The 20,232-nt window shown below is 72.2% G+C and carries 18 protein-coding genes and 1 riboswitch; of the genes, 7 read left to right on the top strand and 11 right to left on the bottom strand.

Features of this window, described 5'->3' with window-relative positions:
• Positions 1-283: 283 nt before the first annotated feature.
• Positions 284-1,501 (bottom strand): fumarylacetoacetase, encoded by a 1,218-nt coding sequence (fahA, locus tag ABZ923_RS03625; protein ID WP_361466291.1) that lies wholly within the window; start codon positions 1,499-1,501, stop codon positions 284-286.
• Between the two features lie 341 nt (positions 1,502-1,842).
• On the opposite strand from fahA, the gene ABZ923_RS03620 reads away from it, so the two are divergent.
• On the top strand, positions 1,843-2,655 hold the full coding sequence (locus ABZ923_RS03620; protein WP_361466289.1) for an HAD family hydrolase: 813 nt from the start codon (positions 1,843-1,845) through the stop codon (positions 2,653-2,655).
• Between the two features lie 38 nt (positions 2,656-2,693).
• Here ABZ923_RS03620 and ABZ923_RS03615 read toward each other — a convergent pair whose 3' ends face one another.
• Complete coding sequence (locus ABZ923_RS03615) at positions 2,694-3,173, bottom strand: transglycosylase SLT domain-containing protein (protein ID WP_361466286.1); 480 nt, start codon at positions 3,171-3,173, stop codon at positions 2,694-2,696.
• Positions 3,174-3,178: 5 nt separating this feature from the next.
• Positions 3,179-3,358: riboswitch (cyclic di-AMP (ydaO/yuaA leader) on the bottom strand.
• A gap of 586 nt (positions 3,359-3,944) precedes the next feature.
• On the opposite strand from ABZ923_RS03615, the gene ABZ923_RS03610 reads away from it, so the two are divergent.
• From ABZ923_RS03610 to ABZ923_RS03595, 4 genes are all read left to right on the top strand, one after another.
• Positions 3,945-4,955: a polyprenyl synthetase family protein gene (locus ABZ923_RS03610; RefSeq protein WP_361466284.1), complete on the top strand. Its 1,011-nt coding sequence runs from the start codon at positions 3,945-3,947 to the stop codon at positions 4,953-4,955.
• A 261-nt stretch (positions 4,956-5,216) separates the two neighbouring features.
• On the top strand, positions 5,217-6,428 hold the full coding sequence (locus tag ABZ923_RS03605) for a DUF2092 domain-containing protein (protein ID WP_361466282.1): 1,212 nt from the start codon (positions 5,217-5,219) through the stop codon (positions 6,426-6,428).
• A gap of 70 nt (positions 6,429-6,498) precedes the next feature.
• Positions 6,499-7,437 (top strand): ABC transporter ATP-binding protein, encoded by a 939-nt coding sequence (locus ABZ923_RS03600; protein ID WP_361466279.1) that lies wholly within the window; start codon positions 6,499-6,501, stop codon positions 7,435-7,437.
• The gene (locus tag ABZ923_RS03595; protein ID WP_361466276.1) at positions 7,424-8,308 is read left to right on the top strand and encodes an ABC transporter permease; all 885 of its coding nucleotides are present in this window, start codon (positions 7,424-7,426) and stop codon (positions 8,306-8,308) included. Before ABZ923_RS03600 ends, ABZ923_RS03595 begins: the two co-directional genes overlap by 14 nt.
• Here ABZ923_RS03595 and ABZ923_RS03590 read toward each other — a convergent pair.
• Entirely contained in the window at positions 8,298-8,903 is a 606-nt protein-coding gene (locus ABZ923_RS03590; protein WP_361466274.1) for an NAD(P)H-dependent oxidoreductase, read from the bottom strand. The genes ABZ923_RS03595 and ABZ923_RS03590 overlap by 11 nt on opposite strands.
• 200 nt (positions 8,904-9,103) lie before the next feature.
• On the opposite strand from ABZ923_RS03590, the gene ABZ923_RS03585 reads away from it, so the two are divergent.
• Entirely contained in the window at positions 9,104-10,219 is a 1,116-nt protein-coding gene (locus tag ABZ923_RS03585; RefSeq protein ID WP_361466271.1) for a hypothetical protein, read from the top strand.
• A gap of 25 nt (positions 10,220-10,244) precedes the next feature.
• Here ABZ923_RS03585 and ABZ923_RS03580 read toward each other — a convergent pair whose 3' ends face one another.
• The 3 genes from ABZ923_RS03580 to ABZ923_RS03570 form a co-directional block, all read right to left on the bottom strand.
• Positions 10,245-10,712: a VOC family protein gene (locus tag ABZ923_RS03580; protein ID WP_361466269.1), complete on the bottom strand. Its 468-nt coding sequence runs from the start codon at positions 10,710-10,712 to the stop codon at positions 10,245-10,247.
• Between the two features lie 84 nt (positions 10,713-10,796).
• The gene (gene rarD, locus ABZ923_RS03575; RefSeq protein ID WP_361466266.1) at positions 10,797-11,753 is read right to left on the bottom strand and encodes an EamA family transporter RarD; all 957 of its coding nucleotides are present in this window, start codon (positions 11,751-11,753) and stop codon (positions 10,797-10,799) included.
• 118 nt (positions 11,754-11,871) lie between these two features.
• On the bottom strand, positions 11,872-12,726 hold the full coding sequence (locus ABZ923_RS03570) for an SDR family oxidoreductase (RefSeq protein WP_361466264.1): 855 nt from the start codon (positions 12,724-12,726) through the stop codon (positions 11,872-11,874).
• A 92-nt stretch (positions 12,727-12,818) separates the two neighbouring features.
• Between ABZ923_RS03570 and ABZ923_RS03565 the strand changes: the two genes are divergently transcribed.
• Positions 12,819-13,208 carry a helix-turn-helix domain-containing protein gene (locus ABZ923_RS03565; protein WP_361466262.1) on the top strand — a complete coding sequence of 130 codons (390 nt, stop codon included), beginning with the start codon at positions 12,819-12,821 and terminating at the stop codon, positions 13,206-13,208.
• A 19-nt stretch (positions 13,209-13,227) separates the two neighbouring features.
• Here the strand turns inward: ABZ923_RS03565 and ABZ923_RS03560 are convergent, their stop codons facing one another.
• From ABZ923_RS03560 to ABZ923_RS03540, 5 genes are all read right to left on the bottom strand, one after another.
• Positions 13,228-14,289, bottom strand: a complete 1,062-nt coding sequence (locus ABZ923_RS03560) for a 2-oxoacid:ferredoxin oxidoreductase subunit beta (protein ID WP_361466259.1) — start codon at positions 14,287-14,289, stop codon at positions 13,228-13,230.
• Entirely contained in the window at positions 14,282-16,210 is a 1,929-nt protein-coding gene (locus ABZ923_RS03555; RefSeq protein ID WP_361466256.1) for a 2-oxoacid:acceptor oxidoreductase subunit alpha, read from the bottom strand. Before ABZ923_RS03555 ends, ABZ923_RS03560 begins: the two co-directional genes overlap by 8 nt.
• Before the next feature lie 271 nt (positions 16,211-16,481).
• Entirely contained in the window at positions 16,482-17,153 is a 672-nt protein-coding gene (locus ABZ923_RS03550; RefSeq protein WP_361466253.1) for a response regulator transcription factor, read from the bottom strand.
• Between the two features lie 160 nt (positions 17,154-17,313).
• On the bottom strand, positions 17,314-18,639 hold the full coding sequence (locus tag ABZ923_RS03545; RefSeq protein ID WP_361466251.1) for a sensor domain-containing protein: 1,326 nt from the start codon (positions 18,637-18,639) through the stop codon (positions 17,314-17,316).
• A 156-nt stretch (positions 18,640-18,795) separates the two neighbouring features.
• The gene (locus ABZ923_RS03540) at positions 18,796-20,004 is read right to left on the bottom strand and encodes a sensor domain-containing protein (RefSeq protein WP_361466248.1); all 1,209 of its coding nucleotides are present in this window, start codon (positions 20,002-20,004) and stop codon (positions 18,796-18,798) included.
• Positions 20,005-20,232: the final 228 nt, after the last annotated feature.

Here is a 20,232-nt window from a genome sequence, read left to right as displayed (position 1 = left end):
ACGCGGCGGCGGCTCGCGCGTGGTGCGTGTCCCCGTCAGTATGACGAAGACCGGCGCCCCGAGTCAGGTGTCGGCGACGATCCCGCCGCACCGCGGCACGCGCGCGTGGGCGGACCGGACGGGTCCGGGTGCCCGACGGTGCCGGCCCGCACCGGCACGCGCGCGTGGCCGATTTCCGCGGCGCCACGCGCGCGCCGATGCCGGCGGGCGCAGCCCGAAGGCCGCCACGCGCGCCGACCTCGGTGCACAGCCCGGAGGGACTCCGGCACCGCCAGCCCGCGGGTCACCCCGCCACGATCTGCCCGGTCACCTCGCCCAGCCCGACCCGGCGCCCGTCCGCGCCGGGGGCCCATGCCGACAGCGTCACCACGTCACCGTCCTCCAGGAAGGTCCGCTTGCCGTCGGGGAGTTCGAGGGCATCGCGGCCGTTCCAGGTCAGCTCCAGCAGCGAGCCGCGCTGGTCCTCGGCGGGGCCGCTGACCGTGCCCGAGCCGTACAGGTCGCCCGTGCGCAGGGAGGCGCCGTTCACCGTCATGTGGGCGAGCTGCTGGGCGGCGGTCCAGTACATGGTGGAGAACGGCGGCTCGGAGACCACATGGCCGTTGATCGCGACGGAGATGCGCAGGTCGTAGCCGTCGGGTTCGGCGTCGGGCGCCGAGTCGTCCAGGTAGGGCAGCAGCGGGTGGGTGCGCTCGGGGGGCGCCACGCGCGCGTGCTCCAGTGCTTCCAGCGGGGTGATCCATGCCGACACCGAGGTCGCGAAGGACTTGCCGAGGAACGGGCCGAGCGGGACGTACTCCCAGGCCTGGATGTCCCGCGCGGACCAGTCGTTCAGCAGGCACAGCCCGAAGACGTGCTCCCGGAAGTCGCCGAGCGCGACCGGGCTGCCCAGCCGCGACGGTACGCCCACGACGAAGCCGACCTCGGCCTCGATGTCCAGCCGGACCGAGGGGCCGAAGACGGGCGCGGGGTCGCCCGGGCCCTTGCGCTGCCCGGAGGGCCGTACGACGTCCGTGCCGGAGACGACCACCGTGCCGGAGCGGCCGTGGTAGCCGATCGGCAGGTGCTTCCAGTTGGGGGTGAGGGAGTCCTCGGCGTCCGGGCGGAAGATCTGGCCGACGTTGCGGGCGTGGTTCTCCGAGGCGTAGAAGTCGACGTAGTCCGCGACCTCGAAGGGCAGGTGCAGGGTCACCTCGGACAGGGGGTGGAAGAGCGGCTCGACGGCCTCGCGGTGCGCCGGGTCCGTGACCCAGGAGGTGACGGCACGCCGCACGTCCGACCAGGTGGCGCGGCCGGCGGCCAGCAGCGGGTTGAGGGTGGGCCGGGCGAGCACCGCCTGGTGGGGCGAGCCGAGCGCGGCGGCCGCGGCGCCCGCGTCGAGGACGTGGTTCCCGAGGCGGACACCGATCCTCCGCTCCGTGCTGCCGGAGGGCGAGAACACGCCATAGGGGAGGTTGTGCGGACCGAAGGGGTCGCCCTCGGGGACGTCGAAGGGGGGCATGGGGTGCTGCCTCACTCTCATCCGGGCCATGCATGGCACTGCGTTCCATGTGGTCGGGCCACACGTTACGTCCCACCCGCATGTCTTGGGCAGTGCCTCACGCGAGGCTCGACAGGTTGCTCGCACAGCGTCGGAAGAGTCGTCTGAAGAGTGCCCGTGCAGGCCGGCGCCGGCGGTCTGCACGCGCTGCCCAAGCGCCCGGCCACGGCCCACGGTTGAGCCGGGGAGTCGCGGAGGGTTCGCCATCGGGCCTGCTGTGCACGCGACTTGGGGCGCGGCAGCACGTAAGTGCGTGGATCGAGAGGTGAGTCGGCGGGGTGCGGTGTCCGTATTCTCTGATCATGGCACCCACCCCGGCATATGCACTGATCGCCACTGACCTGGACGGGACGCTGCTGCGCGGCGACGACACCGTCTCCGACCGGTCGCTCGCCGCGCTCGCGCGGGTGGCGCGGGCCGGTGCCCGGCACCTGGTGGTGACGGGCCGCCCGGCGCCGCGGGTACGGGCGCTGCTCGCGGACCTCGGCTGCGCGGGGCTCGCGGTGTGCGGGCAGGGGGCACAGGTCTACGACGCCGGGACCGACCGTCTGCTGTGGTCGGTCCGGCTTGACCGGGAGCTGGCCGAGACCGCGCTCGGCAAGATCGAGGCGGAGGTGGGGCAGGTCTACGCGGCGGTCGACCAGGACGGCGTCGACGGGCTCACGCTGATCGAGCCCGGCTACCGGATGCCCCATCCGACGCTGCCCGCGGTGTGCGTCGGCCGGCGCGACGACCTGTGGACGGAGCCCATCAGCAAGGTGCTGCTGCGGCACGCCACCCTGTCGGACGACGAGTTGGCGGCGGTGGCGCGCGCGGCGGTGGGCTCGCTGGCGACGGTCACCATGTCCGGGCCCGGCACCGTGGAGCTCCAGCCGAGCGGGGTGACGAAGGCGACCGGGCTGGCGCTGGCCGCCGAGCGGCTGGGGATCGGTGCCGACCGGGCCCTCGCCTTCGGCGACATGCCCAACGACATCCCGATGTTCGACTGGGCCGCGCGCGGTGTCGCCATGGCCGACGCGCATCCCGAACTGAAGGCGGTGGCCGACGAGATCACCTTGTCGAACGAGGACGACGGCGTCGCCGTCGTCCTCGAAGGACTCTTCCCGGCCGGCTGACCGGGACATCAGGGGTGCCGGGCGCGGCCCCGGGCCGGTCAGTACGCGCCGAACACGTTGTCGATCGAGCCGTACCGCGCGGCCGCGTAGTTGCAGGCGGCGGTGATGTTCGCGACCGGGTCGTAGATGTTGAACGACGTTCCGGCGACGTGGTACGCGTTGAACGTCGGGTCGATCACCTGGAGCAGGCCCTTGGACGGGATGCCCTTGGCGGCGTTGGAGTCCCAGAGGTTGATGGCGTTCGGGTTGCCCGAGGACTCGCGGATGATGTTGCGGTAGATGCCGTTGTAGGTGCCCGGGATGTGCTTCTCGGCCATGATCGCGAGCGACTCGCGGATCCAGCCGTCCAGGTTGTTCGGGTATCCGGCGGTGGTGGTGGCGGCCGTCGTGGTGGTGCCGGTGGCCGCGGAGGCGCCGGTCGCGCCGATCAGCGGCAGGGCGAGGACGGCGACGCCGGTGCCGACGGCGGCGAGGGCGCGGACGAGGCGGGTGCGGCGGGGCTGAGCGGCAGCAGACATAGGGGTGTTCCTCTCCGGCGCCTGCGAGGTGAGCTGTCGGGTTCGGGCGGGGAGGTGCCCGGCCGTGCCCTGGAAGAGGCACGACTTCACCCCGAGCCGTACCGGTGCGGCGTGTGCCGTCCGGCCTGGCGGCTTACCTGGGTCCCCCGCTCCTGCCGTACGAATGAGTTCGTCGATGGGTTACGCGGGCGGCGGCAGGATTCGGCGTCCGCCCGACGGCCCGGAACGTATGCGAGAGCACATGTCGGGAACAAGTACCGGATTCACACAACATGCGATTTGACCTTGATCGATGCCGTATGGGGTGCTTGATCCTTTGCGGTTGCCAATCCTCAACTCGCCGACAGGACAAGGGCTCCCAGGGCCTTCTGAGGGTGGGTCGGGTGGAGGGGGAACGTGAGCCAACTCACGAAATAGCAAACTGCTTCAAATCAGACATGGGGGATTAGGGGGATTGAGGAGGGAAGTCGGGGTGGTGGTGGAATCCGGGGTACGGGGTGTGTCGTTGTCGTAGTGGGCGACGTAGTAAGGGGTGGCCAAAAAGGAGCGGAGAGGTTGCGGTGGAATGCCCGAATTACTGTTAAGGGGATAAATGTCCCTTCTTATTATGTGATCACCCCTATGTCGGTCATGATCCGATACCGCCCGGGCTGGACCGGTGGGCGCTATCGGTGATCGAACAGGGACCGGATACGCTGACTTGAGTGATGGCAGCGACCTATCGACAAACCGTGTAATCGCCAGCAGACACCAGCAGACAGGAGACCCCTCGTGACCGTCGTCGGGCCGTTCGGGCTGAGCGTGCGGGACCAGGCTCTGGAAGCCGATGTCCAGGCCGGATTGGCGGCTGTCGAGGAAGGCTTGCTCGAGGCCACCAAGAGCGAGGTCCCGTTCATCACGGAGGCCGCGCAGCACCTCGTACGCGCCGGAGGGAAGCGTTTCCGGCCACTCCTCGTGATGCTCGCGGCCCAGTTCGGCGACCCGTACGCGCCCGGCGTCGTACCGTCGGCCGTGGTGGTGGAGCTGACCCACCTGGCCACGCTGTACCACGACGACGTCATGGACGAGGCGGCCGTACGACGGGGGGTGGACAGCGCCAACACCCGCTGGGGCAACTCCGTCGCGGTCCTCACCGGCGACTTCCTGTTCGCCCGCGCCTCCCAGATCCTCGCCGACCTCGGCCCCGAGGCGGTCCGGGTGCAGGCCCTGGCGTTCGAGCGGCTGGTCACCGGTCAGATCCTGGAGACCGCGGGTCCCTCGGACGGACGCGACCCGGTCGAGCACTACCTGGACGTGCTCGGCGGCAAGACGGGCTCCCTGGTGGCCGTGTCGTGCCGGTTCGGCGCGATGATGTCCGGCGCCGACGAGACGGTCGTCGACGTCCTCACCCAGTACGGCGAACGGCTCGGGGTCGCCTTCCAGCTCGCGGACGACGTCCTGGACATCGCCTCCGACTCCCACGAGTCCGGCAAGACCCCGGGCACCGACCTGCGCGAGGGCATCCCCACCCTGCCGGTGCTCCGGCTGCGCGAGCGCGCCGCCCGGCTGGGCCTGCCCGAGGACGTCGCGCTGTGCGAGCTGCTCGACTCCGACCTCAGCGACGACGCCCGGCTCGCCGAGGCGCTGGCCGCGCTGCGCGCGCACCCCGCGCTGGAGCAGGCCCGCCGGGACACCGTGCGGTACGCGGAGGAGGCGCGGGCCGCGCTCGCCCCGCTGCGCGAGTGCGACGCCAAGGCCGCGCTGCTGGAGCTGTGCGACGCGGTCGTGCACCGCGCCGGCTGACCCGGCCGGACCACGTACGGGCGGCGGCGCCGTCCCGACCCCTACGGGTCGGGTGGAGATGCCGCCGCCGTGTGTCATACCGCAGGCGTACACGGAGTTGGCTCCGAGGGCTGACGCTTCCTCACGGCCGATTTGGTCAGATGGGAACCACGGAAATCACCACTCCTCACCGATTCGGGTGAGAATGGCGGCTCAGGTGGACCAGCGGACCAGCGGACCAGCGTGAGGACAGCCGCCGCCGACGACGGAGGTAAGGCACACATGGCACCGTACGAATCCGACGACGCAGTGGGCTCCGCGCGGGACGAGGACCCGCGCTCCGGTCGGCGCAAGGCCGCCCGGTACGCCGTCCCGGTCGCGGTGGTGGGAGTGGCGGCGGCCACGATCGGGCTGGTCCCGGCGCTCGCCGACTCCGGCGACCCCGACCTGCCGAAGATCAGCGCACAGCAGCTCATCAACAAGATCGCGAAGTCGGACGTGCAGCAGCTGTCCGGCACCGTGAAGGTCAGCACCGACCTCGGCCTGCCCGACCTCGGCGGCCTGGAGAAGGGCCTGCTCTCCGGCGAGGGCCGGGGCGGCTCCGGCGACGACTCCGCCGCCGACCCGCAGGCCAAGCTCACCGAACTGGTCTCCGGCACGCACACCCTGCGCGTCGCCGCCGACGGCCCCGACCGGCAGAAACTGTCCCTCCTGGAGAGCGGCGCCGAGTACAGCCTCATCCACGACGGCAAGGACGTCTGGGGCTACGACAGCAAGAGCAACCAGGTCCACCACTCCACCACGCCCGACTCCGGCAAGGACCACCGGGCCGAGCCGCCGGCCACCCCCAAGGACTTCGCCGACGAGGCCCTGAAGTCGGTGGACGACACCACGTCCGTCACCGTCGACGGCACCGCGCAGGTCGCCGGGCGCGACGCCTACAAGCTGCTCATCCAGCCCAGGCAGTCCGGCACCACGGTCGGCGCGATCAGCATCGCCGTCGACGCGAAGACGGGCCTGCCGCTGAAGTTCACGCTCACCCCGAAGAGCGGCGGCGCCGCCGTGCTCGACGCCGGCTTCACCCAGGTGTCCTTCGCCAAGCCGGCCGCCTCCACCTTCGACTTCACCCCGCCCAAGGGCGCGAAGGTCACCGAGGACAAGGACGGGGCCGAGGCGCCCGGGCACGCCCCGAAGCACGGCGAGGGCCTCGCAGGCGGCCTGGAGGGCAAGGACGGGCCGAAGGTCCTCGGCAAGGGCTGGACGTCCGTCGCCACCTTCGACACCGGCGCCGAGGGCGGCCTGCCCACCGGCTCCCGCGGCGGCGACCTCGGCGGCTTCCTGGGCTCGATCGGTGACAAGGTCTCCGGGAAGTTCGGCAAGGGCACGGTCTTCTCCACCCGCCTGGTCAACGCCCTGATCACCGACGACGGCAAGGTGTACGCCGGCGCGGTGACCAAGGACGCCCTGGTGAAGGCGGCCGACGCGGAAAAGTGACCCCGTCCGGGCACTACGGAGCGTGACCGCACGTTGACCCTTCACGGGAACACGGATCGAGGGGGAGCCGATGGACGAACTGCCCGTGATCGACACGCGCGGACTCACCAAGCGCTACCGCGGCGGACAGCTCGCCGTGGACGGTCTCGACCTGACCGTCCCGGCGGGCAGCGTCTTCGGCTTCCTCGGCCCGAACGGCTCGGGCAAGACCACCACGATCCGCATGCTGATGGGCCTGATCGAGCCGACCGCGGGCACGGCCCGGCTGCTCGGCCGGCCCATGCCCCGGGCGGCCCGTACGGTCCTCCCCCAGGTCGGCGCGCTCATCGAGGGCCCCGCCCTGTACGGCTTCCTCTCCGGCCGGGACAACCTGCTGCGCTACGACGCCGCCGACCCGACCGCCGACCCGCGCACCCGGCGCGCCCGGGTCGCCGCGGCACTGGACCGGGTCGGCCTCGCGGCCGCCGCGGGCAAGAAGGCCAAGGCGTACTCGCTCGGCATGAAGCAGCGCCTGGGGCTGGCCGCCGCGCTGCTCCAGCCGCGCAGACTGCTCGTCCTGGACGAGCCCACCAACGGCCTCGACCCGCAGGGCATGCGGGAGATCCGCACCCTGATCAGGGAGCTGGCCGCCGACGGTACGACCGTCTTCCTCTCCTCCCACCTCCTGGACGAGATCGAGCAGGTCTGCACCCACGCGGCGGTCATGGCGCAGGGCCGGCTCGTCGTCCAGGGCGCGGTGGCCGAGCTGGCGGCCGGGGCGCGCGGCCGGCTGGTGGTGACGACCCCGGACGGGGCCGAGGCGGCCCGTGTGCTGAAGGAGCTGGGAGTCGGGGACGTGGCCGCCGACGGCGACCGGGTCACCGGCGAACCACCCGGGCGGGACCTCGCCGAGGTGACCGCGGCCCTGGTCACCGCGGGCGTCCGCGTCCGCGGTCTGACACTCGAACGGGCCTCGCTGGAAGACGCGTTCGTGGCACTGACGGGGGAGGGCTTCGATGTCGCGGGCTGACGTGCTCCAGGCGGGTGCCGCGCGCCGGCCGAAACCCCTGTGGACCCTCGGGCTGCTGCGCAGCGAGCTGGTCACCACCGTCCGCCGCTGGCGCACCATCGCCCTGCTCGGGGTGCTGGCCGCGGTGCCGGTGCTGGTCGGGACCGCGGTGCGGATCGAGACACAGGGCGGCGGGACGGTCGGCGGCGGGCACGGCGAGGGGCCGGCGTTCATCACGCAGATCACCAACAACGGGCTGTTCCTGGTGTTCACCGCGCTCGCCGCGACCCTGCCGTTCTTCCTGCCGATGGCGGTCGGTGTCGTCGCGGGCGACGCGATCGCCGGGGAGGCGGGCGCGGGCACCCTGCGCTATCTGCTGGTCGCCCCGGCCGGCCGCACCCGGCTGCTGCTCGCCAAGTACGTGACCGTGCTGGCTTTCTGTCTGCTGGCCACCCTGGTCGTCACGGTCTCGGCGCTGCTCGTCGGCGCGCTGCTGTTCCCCATGGGCGAGCTGACGACGATCTCCGGCACCCGGATCGGCCTGGCCGAGGGACTCGGGCGCGCCCTGCTGATCGCCCTGGTCGTCGCGGCTTCACTGGTCGGTGTGGCGGCCCTCGGCCTGTTCGTGTCGACCCTCACCCACAGCGGTATCGCGGCGATGGCGACCACGGTCGGGCTGCTCATCACCGTGCAGATCGTCGACCAGATACCCCAGCTGCACGCCGTGCAGCCCTACCTGTTCCCGCACTACTGGCTGTCCTTCGCCGACCTGATGCGCGACCCCGTCTACTGGGACGACCTGGTGAAGAACCTCGGCCTCCAGGCCCTGTACGCGGCCGTGTTCGGCTCGGCGGCCTGGGCCCGGTTCACGGCGAAGGACATCAACGCCTAGCCCCCGCCTGGGCGGTCTCGTACGGGAAGCGCGCGAGGGGCGCCTCCTGGGCGAAGAACGTCTTCGCGCGGGTCAGCGCCTCGGTGTCCTTGCGTACGTCGCCGGGCCCGCTGCCGTTGCCCAGCAGGACCCCGCCGAAGCGCATCTTCAGGTAGGCGGCCGAGTTGTTGAGGGTGCCCGCGTACGGATCGGCGACGGACGGCTCGTGGTCCGCCAGCGCGGCGACGCCCCACAGGGTGCGGCCGGCCATCGCCGCCCTGAAGTCGATGCCGGGGGTGCGCAGCCAGCCCGACCAGTGGTCCAGGTACCGCTTGGTGAGGCTGGAGACCGAGTACCAGTACAGCGGCGAGGCGATCACGATGTCCGTCGCCGCGAGCGTGGCGTCCAGCAGCAGGCCGGTGGTCGTGTCCGCCGCCGGCCGTACGTGGTCGCTGTCGTGGCGCCGGTCCACGAAGTCGGGCAGTGGGTGGTCGGCGAGGCGGACCCACTGCTGCTCGGCCTCTGCGGGCAACTGCTCGGCGGCCGCGCGGGCCAGCAGTTCGGTGTTGCCGTCCGGGCGGGCGCTGCCCAGGACGAAGAGGAAGCGGCGGTTCATGGATCCCCCAGGTGCGTGTTGTCGTACCACTAAAGGCGTGTGCATTTTATGCATGTGCAAGCAAATCGCGCCAGTGGGTTCAGGGTACGGCTGGTGCGAGGCTGTGACGTCGCGGTGACGTGGAAGCCGGGAGGCAGGCGACACACTGGTGGCAGGACGCGTACGACCGGATCGCGACGCCGGGGGAGTGAGGAACACCGATGGCTGGACTCAGCTTCGAGAAGAAGCGGGCACCGCAGCCCGTGGAGCACCCGACGGCGGTGCCCGTCCGGGTGTTCGGCGCGGGCTCCGCGTCGGTCGGCGGGACGCCGGTCGCGGCGGCGCCGGGCGAGGAGATCCAGCAGGCCGTGCTGAACCACCTCCAGCGGCTGGCCATCAGCCTCGGTACCCCCGTACGGGCGACCATCCACGACGACCGCGCGGGCTGGGTCGTCCCCCTGGAGGTCGCGGCGGACGGCTCCAGCCGGATGACGGGCAAGCCCATGCGGCTGGCCGCGCCGGACCGGCGGCCGGGGACCGTGCCGCCGGGCACCGTGCAGGCCCCGACCGGGCAGTTCGGCCCGGCGCCCGTGATGACCGAGCCCGCCCCGACCACACAGGCCCCCGCCACCCCGACTCCCGCCACCCCGACTTCCGCCTCCCAGGTCCACGCCACCCCGGCTCCCGCCGTCCGACCCCCGGCTGCCCCGGCCCTGGCTGCGGCCGTACCGTCGGCGCCGCTCACCGCCGTCCCGTCGGACCTGGCCGCCCCCGCCCCTGCCACCACCGCCACCCCGACCCCGGCCCGCGGGTTCGACGCGGTCGCCGAGGAGGTGCTCGGGGACGGGCCGCTGACCGAGACCGCCGAGGGTGCGGAGCTGCTGAGCGAGCCGATGGGCCGTATCAACGAGGCCGTGCGGGCGGGCCGTATCGACGCGGCGGCGGAGCTGGCCGACCGGACCCTCGCCGAGGCGTCCGCCGTGTTCGGCCCGGGCCACGCCGAGGTCCTCCACCTGCGTGAACTGTCCGCCTACATCGCCTACCTGGCCGGTGACCCGGTCCGCGCCTTCCGGCTGTCCCTGGACCTCGCCCGGCTGCGCCGCCAGGCGCGGGACGGGGAGGCCGCCTACGGCAACGTGCAGAGCGCGGCCACCGCGTGGCGTGCGGTGCGCGATCCCGAGGAGGGGCTGCGGCTCGGCCGCGACCTGATCGACCTGTGGACGGACCTGAGCGCCGAGCCGGGCCCCGCCGCGGACGATCCGCGCCCGCTGGAGTCCGCCCGTGCCCGCATGGTCCGCCTGACCGACCGCGCGGCCAAGGCGGCGGCGCGGGCGTGACCGCCCCCGCGCGCGGGAGCCGGGCCTACTGCACGCAGAACTCGTTGTCCTCCGGGTCGGCCATCAGCACCCACTGACCCGCGGGCTCCTTCACCTCCCGCAGCACGCGGGCGCCCAGCGCCTGAAGGCGTGTCACCTCGTCCGCGCGCCGCTCCGGGCCCACGTGGAGGTCGAGGTGGAGCCGGTTCTTCCCCGCCTTCGGCTCCGGCACCCGCTGGAACAGCAGCCGCCGTCCGAGCCCGGTGCCGGTCTCGGGGTCGTACGGGTCGTCCGGGTGCCGTACGGCGATCAGGTCACGGAAGGCGGCCCGCCCGTGGTACTCGACGGTGGCCTCCCCGGACAGCGCGCCGGCGGACAGCAGCCGTTCGACGAGGGCGCTGTTGTCCTCGGCCGTGTAGTGCAGCGCGGCGGCCCAGAAGTCGGCCTGCGCGTGCGGGTCGGCGGCGTCGATGACGAGTTTCCAGTGCAGCGGGGCGGGTGCCTGTGTGGTCATGCGTCCCACTTATAGCCGCAGTCACCGGCGGAAGGGCCCGCTTCGGCCCCGCCGGTCGCAACGTCCGCCGAGCCGGCGCCGGCGTCAGACGTCCGCCCGCGCCGACGCGGGCGTCTCGACCGTGCGGGCCGCCGGTACGGCGAGCCGGGCCGGCCGTCGCGAGGCGCGCAGCGCGTCGCCGGTCAGCAGGATGAGCGCCAGCCAGACCAGCGTGAACCCGGCCCACCGCTCGGGCGGCATGGCCTCGTGGAAGTAGAGGATGCCGAGCAGGAACTGGAAGAGCGGGGCCAGGTACTGCAGCAGGCCCAGCGTGGACAGCGGCACGCGGATCGCCGCCGCGCCGAAGCAGACCAGGGGCAGGGCGGTGACGACGCCGGTGGAGGCGAGCAGGACGGCGTGTCCGGTGCCGTCGTTCACGAAGCTGGCCTCGCCGTGCGCGGTCAGCCACAGCAGATAGCCGAGCGCCGGCAGGAACTGGATCGCGGTCTCGGCGGTCAGCGACTCGACGCCGCCGAGGCCGACCTTCTTCTTGACCAGCCCGTAGACGGCGAAGGAGAAGGCGAGACAGAGGGAGATCCACGGCGGTCGGCCGTAGCCGACGGTCAGCACGAGGACGGCGGCGAGGCCGATCCCGACCGCCGCCCACTGCACGGGCCGCAGCCGCTCCTTCAGGAGCAGCACGCCCATCGCGATGGTGACCAGCGGGTTGATGAAGTAGCCGAGCGAGGCCTCGACGACGTGCCCGGCGTTCACCGCCCAGATGTAGACGCCCCAGTTCACGGTGATGACGGCGGCCGCCACGGCGACCAGGCCGAGCCGCCGGGGCTGGCGCAGCAGCTCGCCGGCCCAGGCCCAGCGCCGTACGAAGAGCAGCGCGACGGCGACGAACACCAGGGACCACACCATGCGGTGGGCCAGGATCTCCACGGCACCGGCGGGCTTGAGCAGCGGCCAGAACAGGGGGACCAGCCCCCACATCCCGTAGGCGGCGAAGCCGTTCAGCAGGCCTATGCGGTGCTCACCATCGGACGTCCCGGCCACGGACCCTCCTTCTCGCGCGCGTCCTCCCTGGACGCACGAGAACGAAGGTAGCGCCGCAGGCCACCGCCTGTCATGCCCGTATTGCCATACGGTCATGACAGCCGGGCGGGAGTGCGCGTCAGCCCTTCAGTGCGGCCGTGACGGCCTCCGCCAGCGGGGTGGTCGGGCGGCCGATCAGCCGGGACAGGTCGCCGGAGGAGACGACCAGCTCGCCCCGCGCGATCGAGACGTCCACGCCGGCCAGGATCCCGGCCAGCGGAGCGGGCAGCCCGGCACCGGTCAGGATGTCGGTGAGGGTCTCCACCGGGACCGCGTTGTAGACGATCTCCCTGCCGGTCTGCCGGCTCAGCTCGGCCGCGTACTCGGCGAAGCTCCACGCCTCGTCGCCGCCCAGCTCGTACGTGGTGTTCTCGTGGCCCTCGCCGGTCAGCACCGCGACCGCCGCGGCGGCGTAGTCGGCGCGGGAGGCCGAGGAGACCCGGCCCTCGCCGGCGGCCTGGACGACCGCGTTGTGCTCCAGCACCGGCGCCAGGTTCTCCGTGTAGTTCTCGTGGTACCAGCCGTTGCGCAGCAGGCTGTAGGGCAGGCCGGAGGCGAGCAGCACCTCCTCGGTCGCCCGGTGGTCGTCCGCCAGCGCGGCCGTCAGACCGCCGGGGGCGCTGGTGTAGGCGAGCAGCGCCACGCCGGCCGCCCTGGCCGCCTCGATGACGACGGTGTGCTGGCCCACCCGGCCCTTGTCGAACTCGTTGCCGGAGATCAGCAGCACCTTGTCGCCGGCGGCGAACACGCCGTCGAAGGTCTCGGGCGCGTTGTAGTCGGCGACGGCCAGCCGCACGCCGCGGGCCGCGACATCGGCGGCCTTCGCCTCGTCCCGTACGACGGCGGTGATCCGCTCCGCCGGGACCTTCTCCAGCAGCTGCTCCACGACGTGCCGGCCGAGGTGTCCGGTGGCTCCGGTGACGACGATGCTCATGGTCTGCGTTCTCCTTCTCGACTGCGTATGCCGCTAACCCTAGGAGAAGCGCTAACTATCGGTAAGTACCCACTTTGAAGTAAGGTACATACATGTCGGTTAGTGAGGGGAAGGGCGACGGCGAGGCCATGTGCCCCCACCGCCTGGTCCTGGAGCACGTCACCAGCCGCTGGGGCGTGCTGGTGCTCATCCAGCTTCTCGACCGCCCGTACCGCTTCAGCGAACTGCGCCGGGCGATCGGCCGCGTCAGCGAGAAGATGCTCACGCAGACCCTCCAGACGCTGGAGCGCGACGGTCTCGTCCACCGGGACGCCAAGCCCGTCATCCCGCCGCGCGTCGACTACTCCCTGACCGGGCTGGGCCGCGAGGCGGCGGAGCAGGTGCGGGCGCTGGCGCTGTGGACCGAGCAGCGCATGGACGACGTGCTCGGTGCCCGCCGGGCATACGACGAGGCCCGGGACGCGCGGTCCCGGGCCTCGTGATCACACGCGGGCGTACGGGCTAGCCGACGACCGTCCAGGTGTCCCCGCCCGCCAGCAGCGCGCCCAGGTCGCCCTTGCCCTTCTGCTCGATCGCGGTGTCGAGCTGCTCGGCCATCTGAACGTCGTACACCGGCCGTTCGACCGAGCGGAACACCCCGACCGGGGTGTGGTGCAGGGTGTCCGGGTCGGCCAGCCGGGACAGGGCGAAGGCCGTGGTCGGGGACGCGGAGTGGGCGTCGTGCACCAGGACGTCCGCCTCGTTCTCCGGGGTCACGGTCACCACCTTCAGGTCGCCGGTCCGCCGGTCGCGGACGACGCCTCTGGCCCCGTCGGCCCCGAAGCGGATCGGCTGCCCGTGCTCCAGCCGGATCAGCGCCTCCTCGGACCGCTGCTTGTCCTTCAGGGCGTCGAACGCGCCGTCGTTGAAGATGTTGCAGTTCTGGTAGATCTCGATCAGCGCCGTGCCCGGGTGGTCGGCGGCGGCGCGCAGCACCTCGGTCAGGTGCTTGCGGTCGGAGTCGATCGTGCGGGCCACGAAGGAGGCCTCCGCGCCGATGGCCAGCGACACCGGGTTGAACGGCGCGTCCAGCGAGCCCATCGGCGTCGACTTGGTGATCTTGCCGACCTCGGAGGTCGGCGAGTACTGGCCCTTGGTCAGGCCGTAGATCCGGTTGTTGAACAGCAGGATCTTCAGGTTGACGTTGCGGCGCAGGGCGTGGATCAGGTGGTTGCCGCCGATGGACAGCGCGTCGCCGTCGCCGGTGACGACCCACACGCTCAGGTCCCGGCGGGAGGAGGCCAGGCCCGTCGCGATGGCGGGGGCGCGGCCGTGGATGGAGTGCATCCCGTAGGTGTTCATGTAGTACGGGAAGCGGGAGGAGCAGCCGATGCCGGAGACGAAGACGATGTTCTCCCGGGCCAGGCCCAGTTCCGGCATGAAGCCCTGCACGGCGGCGAGGATCGCGTAGTCACCGCAGCCCGGGCACCAGCGCACCTCCTGGTCCGACTTGAAGTCCTTCATCGACTGCTTGGCCTCGGCCTTGGGGACCAGCTGGAGCAGCCCGTTGGTGGCGTCAGTCATCGATGGCCTCCTTCAGCGCCGCGGCGAGCTGTTCCGCCTTGAACGGCATGCCGTTGACCTGGTTGTAGGAGTGGGCGTCGACCAGGTACTTCGCTCGGATGAGGGTGGCGAGCTGCCCCAGGTTCATCTCGGGGATCACCACCTTGTCGTAGCCCTTCAGGACCGTGCCGAGGTTGCGCGGGAAGGGGTTGAGGTGGCGCAGGTGGACCTGGGCGATGGACTCGCCGGCCGTGCGCAGCCGCCGTACCGCCGCCGTGATCGGGCCGTAGGTCGAACCCCAGCCGAGGACCAGCGTCCTCGCGCCGTGCGGGTCGTCGACCTCGACGTCGGGGACGTCGATGCCGTCGACCTTGGCCTGCCGGGTGCGGACCATGAAGTCGTGGTTGGCCGGGTCGTAGGAGATGTTGCCCGTGCCGTCCTGCTTCTCGATGCCGCCGATGCGGTGCTCCAGGCCCGGGGTGCCCGGGATCGCCCACGGCCGGGCCAGGGTCTGCGGGTCCCGCTTGTACGGCCAGAAGACCTCGGTGCCGTCCTCCAGCGTGTGGTTCGGGCCGGAGGCGAACCGCACCCGCAGGTCGGGCAGCTCCTCCAGGTCCGGGATGCGCCACGGCTCGGAGCCGTTGGCCAGGTAACCGTCCGACAGCAGCATCACCGGCGTGCGGTACGTCAGCGCGATCCGCGCCGCCTCCAGAGCCGCGTCGAAGCAGTCGGCCGGGGTCCTCGGCGCGACCACCGGTACCGGCGCCTCGCCGTTGCGGCCGTACATCGCCTGGAGCAGGTCGGCCTGCTCCGTCTTGGTCGGCAGACCCGTCGACGGGCCGCCGCGCTGGATGTCCACCACCAGCAGGGGCAGCTCCAGCGAGACCGCCAGACCGATCGTCTCGCTCTTCAGGGCGACACCGGGGCCGCTCGTCGTGGTCACCGCCAGCGAACCGCCGAACGCCGCGCCCAGCGCCGCGCCGATGCCCGCGATCTCGTCCTCGGCCTGGAAGGTGCGCACACCGAAGTTCTTGTGCTTGCTCAGCTCGTGCAGGATGTCCGAGGCCGGCGTGATCGGGTACGACCCCAGGAACAGCGGCAGATCCGCCTGCCGGGACGCCGTGATCAGGCCGTAGGACAGGGCGAGGTTGCCGGAGATGTTCCGGTAGGTGCCGACGGGGAAGGCCTTGGCCGCCGGCGCGACCTCATAGGAGACCGCGAAGTCCTCCGTCGTCTCGCCGAAGTTCCAGCCCGCGCGGAACGCGGCGATGTTGGCCTCGGCGATCTCCGGCTTCTTGGCGAACTTCGACTTCAGGAACTTCTCGGTGCCCTCGGTGGGCCGGTGGTACATCCAGCTCAGCAGGCCCAGCGCGAACATGTTCTTGCTGCGCTCGGCCTCCTTGCGGGAGAGGTCGAACTCCTTCAGCGCCTCCACGGTGAGCGTGGTCAACGGCACCGGATGGAGGCTGTAGCCGTCGAGCGAGCCGTCCTGGAGCGGGTCGCTGGCGTAGCCGACCTTCTGCAGGGCCCGCTTGGTGAACTCGTCGGTGTTCACGATGATCTCGGCGCCCCGCGGGAGGTCGCCGATGTTGGCCTTCAGTGCGGCCGGGTTCATCGCGACCAGGACGTTCGGCGCGTCACCCGGGGTGAGGATGTCGTGGTCGGCGAAGTGGAGCTGGAAGGACGAGACACCCGGCAGGGTGCCGGCGGGGGCGCGGATCTCGGCGGGGAAGTTCGGCAGGGTGGAGAGGTCGTTGCCGAACGAAGCGGTCTCCGAGGTGAACCGGTCCCCGGTGAGCTGCATGCCGTCACCCGAGTCCCCCGCGAACCGGATGATCACCCGGTCCAGGCGCCGCACGTCCTTCGCGCCGCCCGGTTTGCGCTGCTCTCCCACGACGGTTCCGTCGGTCTGCTCCGCTGGGCTGCTGACCTGGCTGGTCACTGAACTGGACCTCCTTCGAGGCGGCTGTCCGGGGCCTGGTCGTCCCACGGACCATCCCAGGATCAACCCTACGTCGGTTAGGGTCGCCTTCCCGAGGTCATCCGTGGATTGGACGAATTCGAGACGGCCTGTCGCGCTGCGTTCACATGATGTCCCGCATCGCCGAGGCACCGGCCAAGGCGCTCCCCGCGCGTTTCCAGGTTCCCTTCTCCGGCCGCCGTCCGGGACCGCCTCCTGCGGATCACCCCGCCCTCCCGGACGGACCCCCGCCTCAGGAGTTCAGGTAGGTGAGAACGGCCAGAACCCGCCGGTGGTCCCCGTCGCTCGGGGCCAGACCCAGCTTCAGGAAGATGTTGCTGACGTGCTTCTCCACGGCACCGTCGCTGACCACCAGCTGCCGTGCGATCGCCGAGTTGGTCCGCCCCTCCGCCATCAGCCCGAGCACCTCGCGCTCCCGGGGCGTCAGCCCGGTCAGCACGTCCTGCTTGCGGCTGCGGCCGAGCAGCTGCGCGACCACCTCCGGGTCCAGCGCCGTACCGCCCCCGGCGACCCGCACCACCGCGTCCACGAACTCCCGTACGTCCGCGACCCGGTCCTTGAGCAGATAGCCGACGCCCCGGCTGGATCCGGCCAGCAGTTCGGTGGCGTAACGCTCCTCCACGTACTGCGACAGCACCAGTACCCCGAGCCCCGGGTGCAGCCGGCGCAGCAGGACGGCCGCCCGGACGCCCTCGTCGGTGTGGGTCGGCGGCATCCGCACGTCCGCCACCACCACGTCGGGCAGCTCGCCCTGGTCGGCCAGCTCCGCGATGGTCTTCACCAGTGCGTCCGCGTCGCCGACGCCGGCCACGACCTCGTGCCCCCGGTCGGTCAGCAGCCGGGTCAGGCCCTCCCTGAGCAGCACGGAATCCTCGGCGATGACCACCCGCACCCTGTCCTCCACGATCTTCCGGCCCCCCACTGCCCTGCGCCCCGGTCTCCGCGACGGCATCCGTCCGCGCCGTCCCGCGGAGGACCAGCATTCCAGGATTCGTGCCGGACCGCCGCCCTACCGGGGCGGAGCGGGGGTGCCCTTGCCGCACCGGGGCGGAGCGCGGGTGCCCTCAGCCGCGCCAGGGCAGTTCCGCGATCACCCGGGTGGGGCCGCCCGCCGGGGAGTCCGCCAGCAGGACGCCGTCCACCGCGTCCAGGCGCGCGGTGAGCCCGGCCAGGCCGGACCCCCGGGAGGCGTCCGCGCCGCCGACGCCGTCGTCGGTCACCTGGAGCATCAGCCGGTCCGCCGAGCGCCAGACGTCGACCGTGGCGGACCGGGCCCGGCTGTGCTTGCCGACGTTCTGCAGCAGTTCGGAGACGGTGAAGTAGGCGATGCCCTCGATGGCCGGCGCCGGCCGGGCCGGCAGGTCGACCTCCACCCGCACCGGGACCGGGCAGCGGGAGGCGACGGACGACAGGGCCGCGTCCAGGCCGCGGTCGGTCAGTACGGCCGGGTGGATGCCCCGGGCGAGGTCGCGCAGCTCCTGCAGGGCCGTCTTCACCTCGCCGTGCGCCTCCTCCACCATCCGCGCCGCCGTGTCCGGGTCCTCCCGCAGCTTCTCCTTGGCCAGCCCCAGGTCCATGGCCAGGCCGACCAGCCGGGCCTGCGCCCCGTCGTGCAGGTCCCGCTCGATGCGCCGCAGGTCGGCGGCGGCCGTGTCGACCACGGTCCCGCGGTCCGACTCCAGCTCCACCACCCGCGCCGACAGCGGCGACGGGCCGAGCAGCCCGCGCACCAGCAGCCCGTCCACGGTGGTCAGCGCCCGGACGAGCCACGGCGTGACCAGCGTGAACAGCAGCCCGACCAACGCGGTCACGGTGATCTCGAAGGGGTTGTCGAGATAGACGCTGTGGTGGGCGTCGCCGTACAGCTGCAGACCGCCCTCGCCGGCGTACGCCGGGAACACCCAGAACCACAGCGGATAGGTCAGCAGCGTCCAGCCGCAGGTCCAGAAGGTCAGCGCGACCGAGAACGAGAACACCGCCCACGGGAACTGCACCAGCGCGTACAGCGCGTGCCGCCAGGAGGCGCCGCTCTTGAGCAGCGCGCCCGTCCAGGCCGCCGCGCCCGGCGTGCGCGGCCGCAGCGGCTCCGGGTCGGCCACCTCCAGGCCGAGCAGCCCGCGCGCCCGCGCCCGCTCCAGCACGCCGAAGCCCCGGCAGCCGGCCAGCGCCGCCGCCAGCACCGGGATGCCGAGGAAGGTCACCAGCAGGCCCGCGCCGAGCGCGACCATCGTCACCGTCCACGTGAACAGCACGATCGCGATCGGCAGGCCCAGCAGCACGTAGGCGAACTCGCGCAGGCTGCGCCCCTCGACGGGCGCCCGCAGCGCGGCGGGCAGCCGGTGGTGCGGCTCGCTCCGGTGGGCGAACCCCTGTCCGTACTCCGTGGCCATCGGTGTCGTCCCGTTCTCGTCGTCCTGGCGGCGGTTCAGCCGTACGACCAGGGTCGTCCGCCGCGCGTCCGCGCGACATGGAGTCCGTCGGCGTCTCGAGCGGGGGGTTTTCCCCACCCCGGCCGTCCGGGGCGGGCCGGCGCGTCCCGGCGGGGTTCAGGCCGTACGGTCCCGCCACGGCAGTTCCGCGGTGACCACCGTCGGGCCGCCGGCCGGGGAGTCGACCACGAACAGGCCGTCCACCGCGCCCAGCCGGTCCGCCAGGCCCCGCATGCCGCTGCCCCCGTCCAGCCGGGCGCCGCCCCGGCCGTCGTCCCGGACCTGGAGCATCAGCCGGTCCGTGGTGCGCCACACCTCGACCGCGGCGGTCCGGGCCCCGCTGTGCTTGCTGACGTTCTGCAGCAGTTCGGAGACGGTGAAGTAGGCGATGCCCTCGATGGCCTCCGCGGGCCGGGCCGGCAGGTCCACGGTCACCTTCACCGGCACCGTGCAGCGGGAGGCGACGGACGACAGGGCCGCGTCCAGGCCGCGGTCGGTCAGCACGGCCGGGTGGATGCCCCGGGCGAGGTCGCGCAGCTCCTGGAGGGCCAGCTTCACCTCGCCGTGCGCCTCCTCGACCATCGCCGCCGCCGTGTCCGGGTCCTCCAGCAGCTTCTCCTTGGCCAGGCCGAGCCCCATGGCCAGGTTGACCAGCCGCGCCTGGGCGCCGTCGTGCAGATCCCGTTCGATCCGGCGCAGGTCGGCCGCCGCCGTGTCGACCACGATCCCGCGGTCGGACTCCAGTTCGGCGATACGGCGTTCCAGCTCGTCCGAGGGCGACAGCAGCCCGCGCACCATCACCCGGTCCAGGTTCGCCATGGCCCGCGCGAGGTACGGGAGCACCGGCCACAGCACGAACAGCGAGACCAGCACGGTGCAGAAGGTGAGGATGCCCCAGGGCAGCCGGATCGCGTCGTACAGCAGGGTCCGCCAGCCCACCGGGTCCTTCAGCGCCATCCACAGCCGCTGCACCGGGCCCCCGCCCCTGGCGATGGGCAGCGGCGACGGCTCCGCCACCCGCACCCCGAGCAGCTTGCGGGCCCGGGCCCGCTCCAGCTTGCCCAGCTGCCGGGCGCCCAGCAGGCTGAGCGCGAGCAGCGGGAGCCCGATCGCGGTGAGGGTGAGGGCGCCGCCGGTCACCAGCACGGTCAGCGCGTACGTGAACCCGAACACCGCCACCGGCAGGTTCAGCAGGAGATGCGCGATCTCCTTCCAGGTGTGCGCGTCGTAGGCGGGCCGGGGCGGAGGCAGCCGGTGCGGGCCGTCGGATCCGTCGCGTTCGTCGGTGCCGTCGGACCGGCCGGCGGCGGGGCGGGGAGCGGTCATGCTGATCAGCGTGCCGTGCGCGGCACCCCTGACGCCATGCGGTACGCCTGCCTCCGCCGCCGGGGGAAAACCCCACCCCCAGCGGGCCCGGCTGTCTCACGGCGTGACGGGCTGCTTACCCGGTCTTTATCAGGGCCTAGACTCCCGTGCGTACAGATCCTCGAATCGCGTAGCGACACAGAGTTCACTTGTTCACAAAGGTCACGAGGTCAGGGAGCGAGGGACGGA

It is taken from the genome of Streptomyces sp. NPDC046881 (genome assembly GCF_040645015.1).
Classification (GTDB): domain Bacteria; phylum Actinomycetota; class Actinomycetes; order Streptomycetales; family Streptomycetaceae; genus Streptomyces.
The sequence above is the reverse complement of the archived record's forward strand: the minus strand, read 5'-3'. Positions and strand labels throughout refer to the sequence as shown.

What these genes read in the sequence shown, in the direction of transcription:
- fahA (WP_361466291.1), bottom strand. Translation starts at nt 1,501, where the DNA reads ATGCCCCCCTTCGACGTCCCCGAGGGCGACCCCTTCGGTCCGCACAAC.
- ABZ923_RS03620 (WP_361466289.1), top strand. Translation starts at nt 1,843, where the DNA reads ATGGCACCCACCCCGGCATATGCACTGATCGCCACTGACCTGGACGGG.
- ABZ923_RS03615 (WP_361466286.1), bottom strand. Translation starts at nt 3,173, where the DNA reads ATGTCTGCTGCCGCTCAGCCCCGCCGCACCCGCCTCGTCCGCGCCCTC.
- ABZ923_RS03605 (WP_361466282.1), top strand. Translation starts at nt 5,217, where the DNA reads ATGGCACCGTACGAATCCGACGACGCAGTGGGCTCCGCGCGGGACGAG.
- ABZ923_RS03600 (WP_361466279.1), top strand. Translation starts at nt 6,499, where the DNA reads ATGGACGAACTGCCCGTGATCGACACGCGCGGACTCACCAAGCGCTAC.
- ABZ923_RS03595 (WP_361466276.1), top strand. Translation starts at nt 7,424, where the DNA reads ATGTCGCGGGCTGACGTGCTCCAGGCGGGTGCCGCGCGCCGGCCGAAA.
- ABZ923_RS03590 (WP_361466274.1), bottom strand. Translation starts at nt 8,903, where the DNA reads ATGAACCGCCGCTTCCTCTTCGTCCTGGGCAGCGCCCGCCCGGACGGC.
- ABZ923_RS03585 (WP_361466271.1), top strand. Translation starts at nt 9,104, where the DNA reads ATGGCTGGACTCAGCTTCGAGAAGAAGCGGGCACCGCAGCCCGTGGAG.
- ABZ923_RS03580 (WP_361466269.1), bottom strand. Translation starts at nt 10,712, where the DNA reads ATGACCACACAGGCACCCGCCCCGCTGCACTGGAAACTCGTCATCGAC.
- ABZ923_RS03570 (WP_361466264.1), bottom strand. Translation starts at nt 12,726, where the DNA reads ATGAGCATCGTCGTCACCGGAGCCACCGGACACCTCGGCCGGCACGTC.
- ABZ923_RS03565 (WP_361466262.1), top strand. Translation starts at nt 12,819, where the DNA reads ATGTCGGTTAGTGAGGGGAAGGGCGACGGCGAGGCCATGTGCCCCCAC.
- ABZ923_RS03560 (WP_361466259.1), bottom strand. Translation starts at nt 14,289, where the DNA reads ATGACTGACGCCACCAACGGGCTGCTCCAGCTGGTCCCCAAGGCCGAG.
- ABZ923_RS03545 (WP_361466251.1), bottom strand. Translation starts at nt 18,639, where the DNA reads ATGGCCACGGAGTACGGACAGGGGTTCGCCCACCGGAGCGAGCCGCAC.
- ABZ923_RS03540 (WP_361466248.1), bottom strand. Translation starts at nt 20,004, where the DNA reads ATGACCGCTCCCCGCCCCGCCGCCGGCCGGTCCGACGGCACCGACGAA.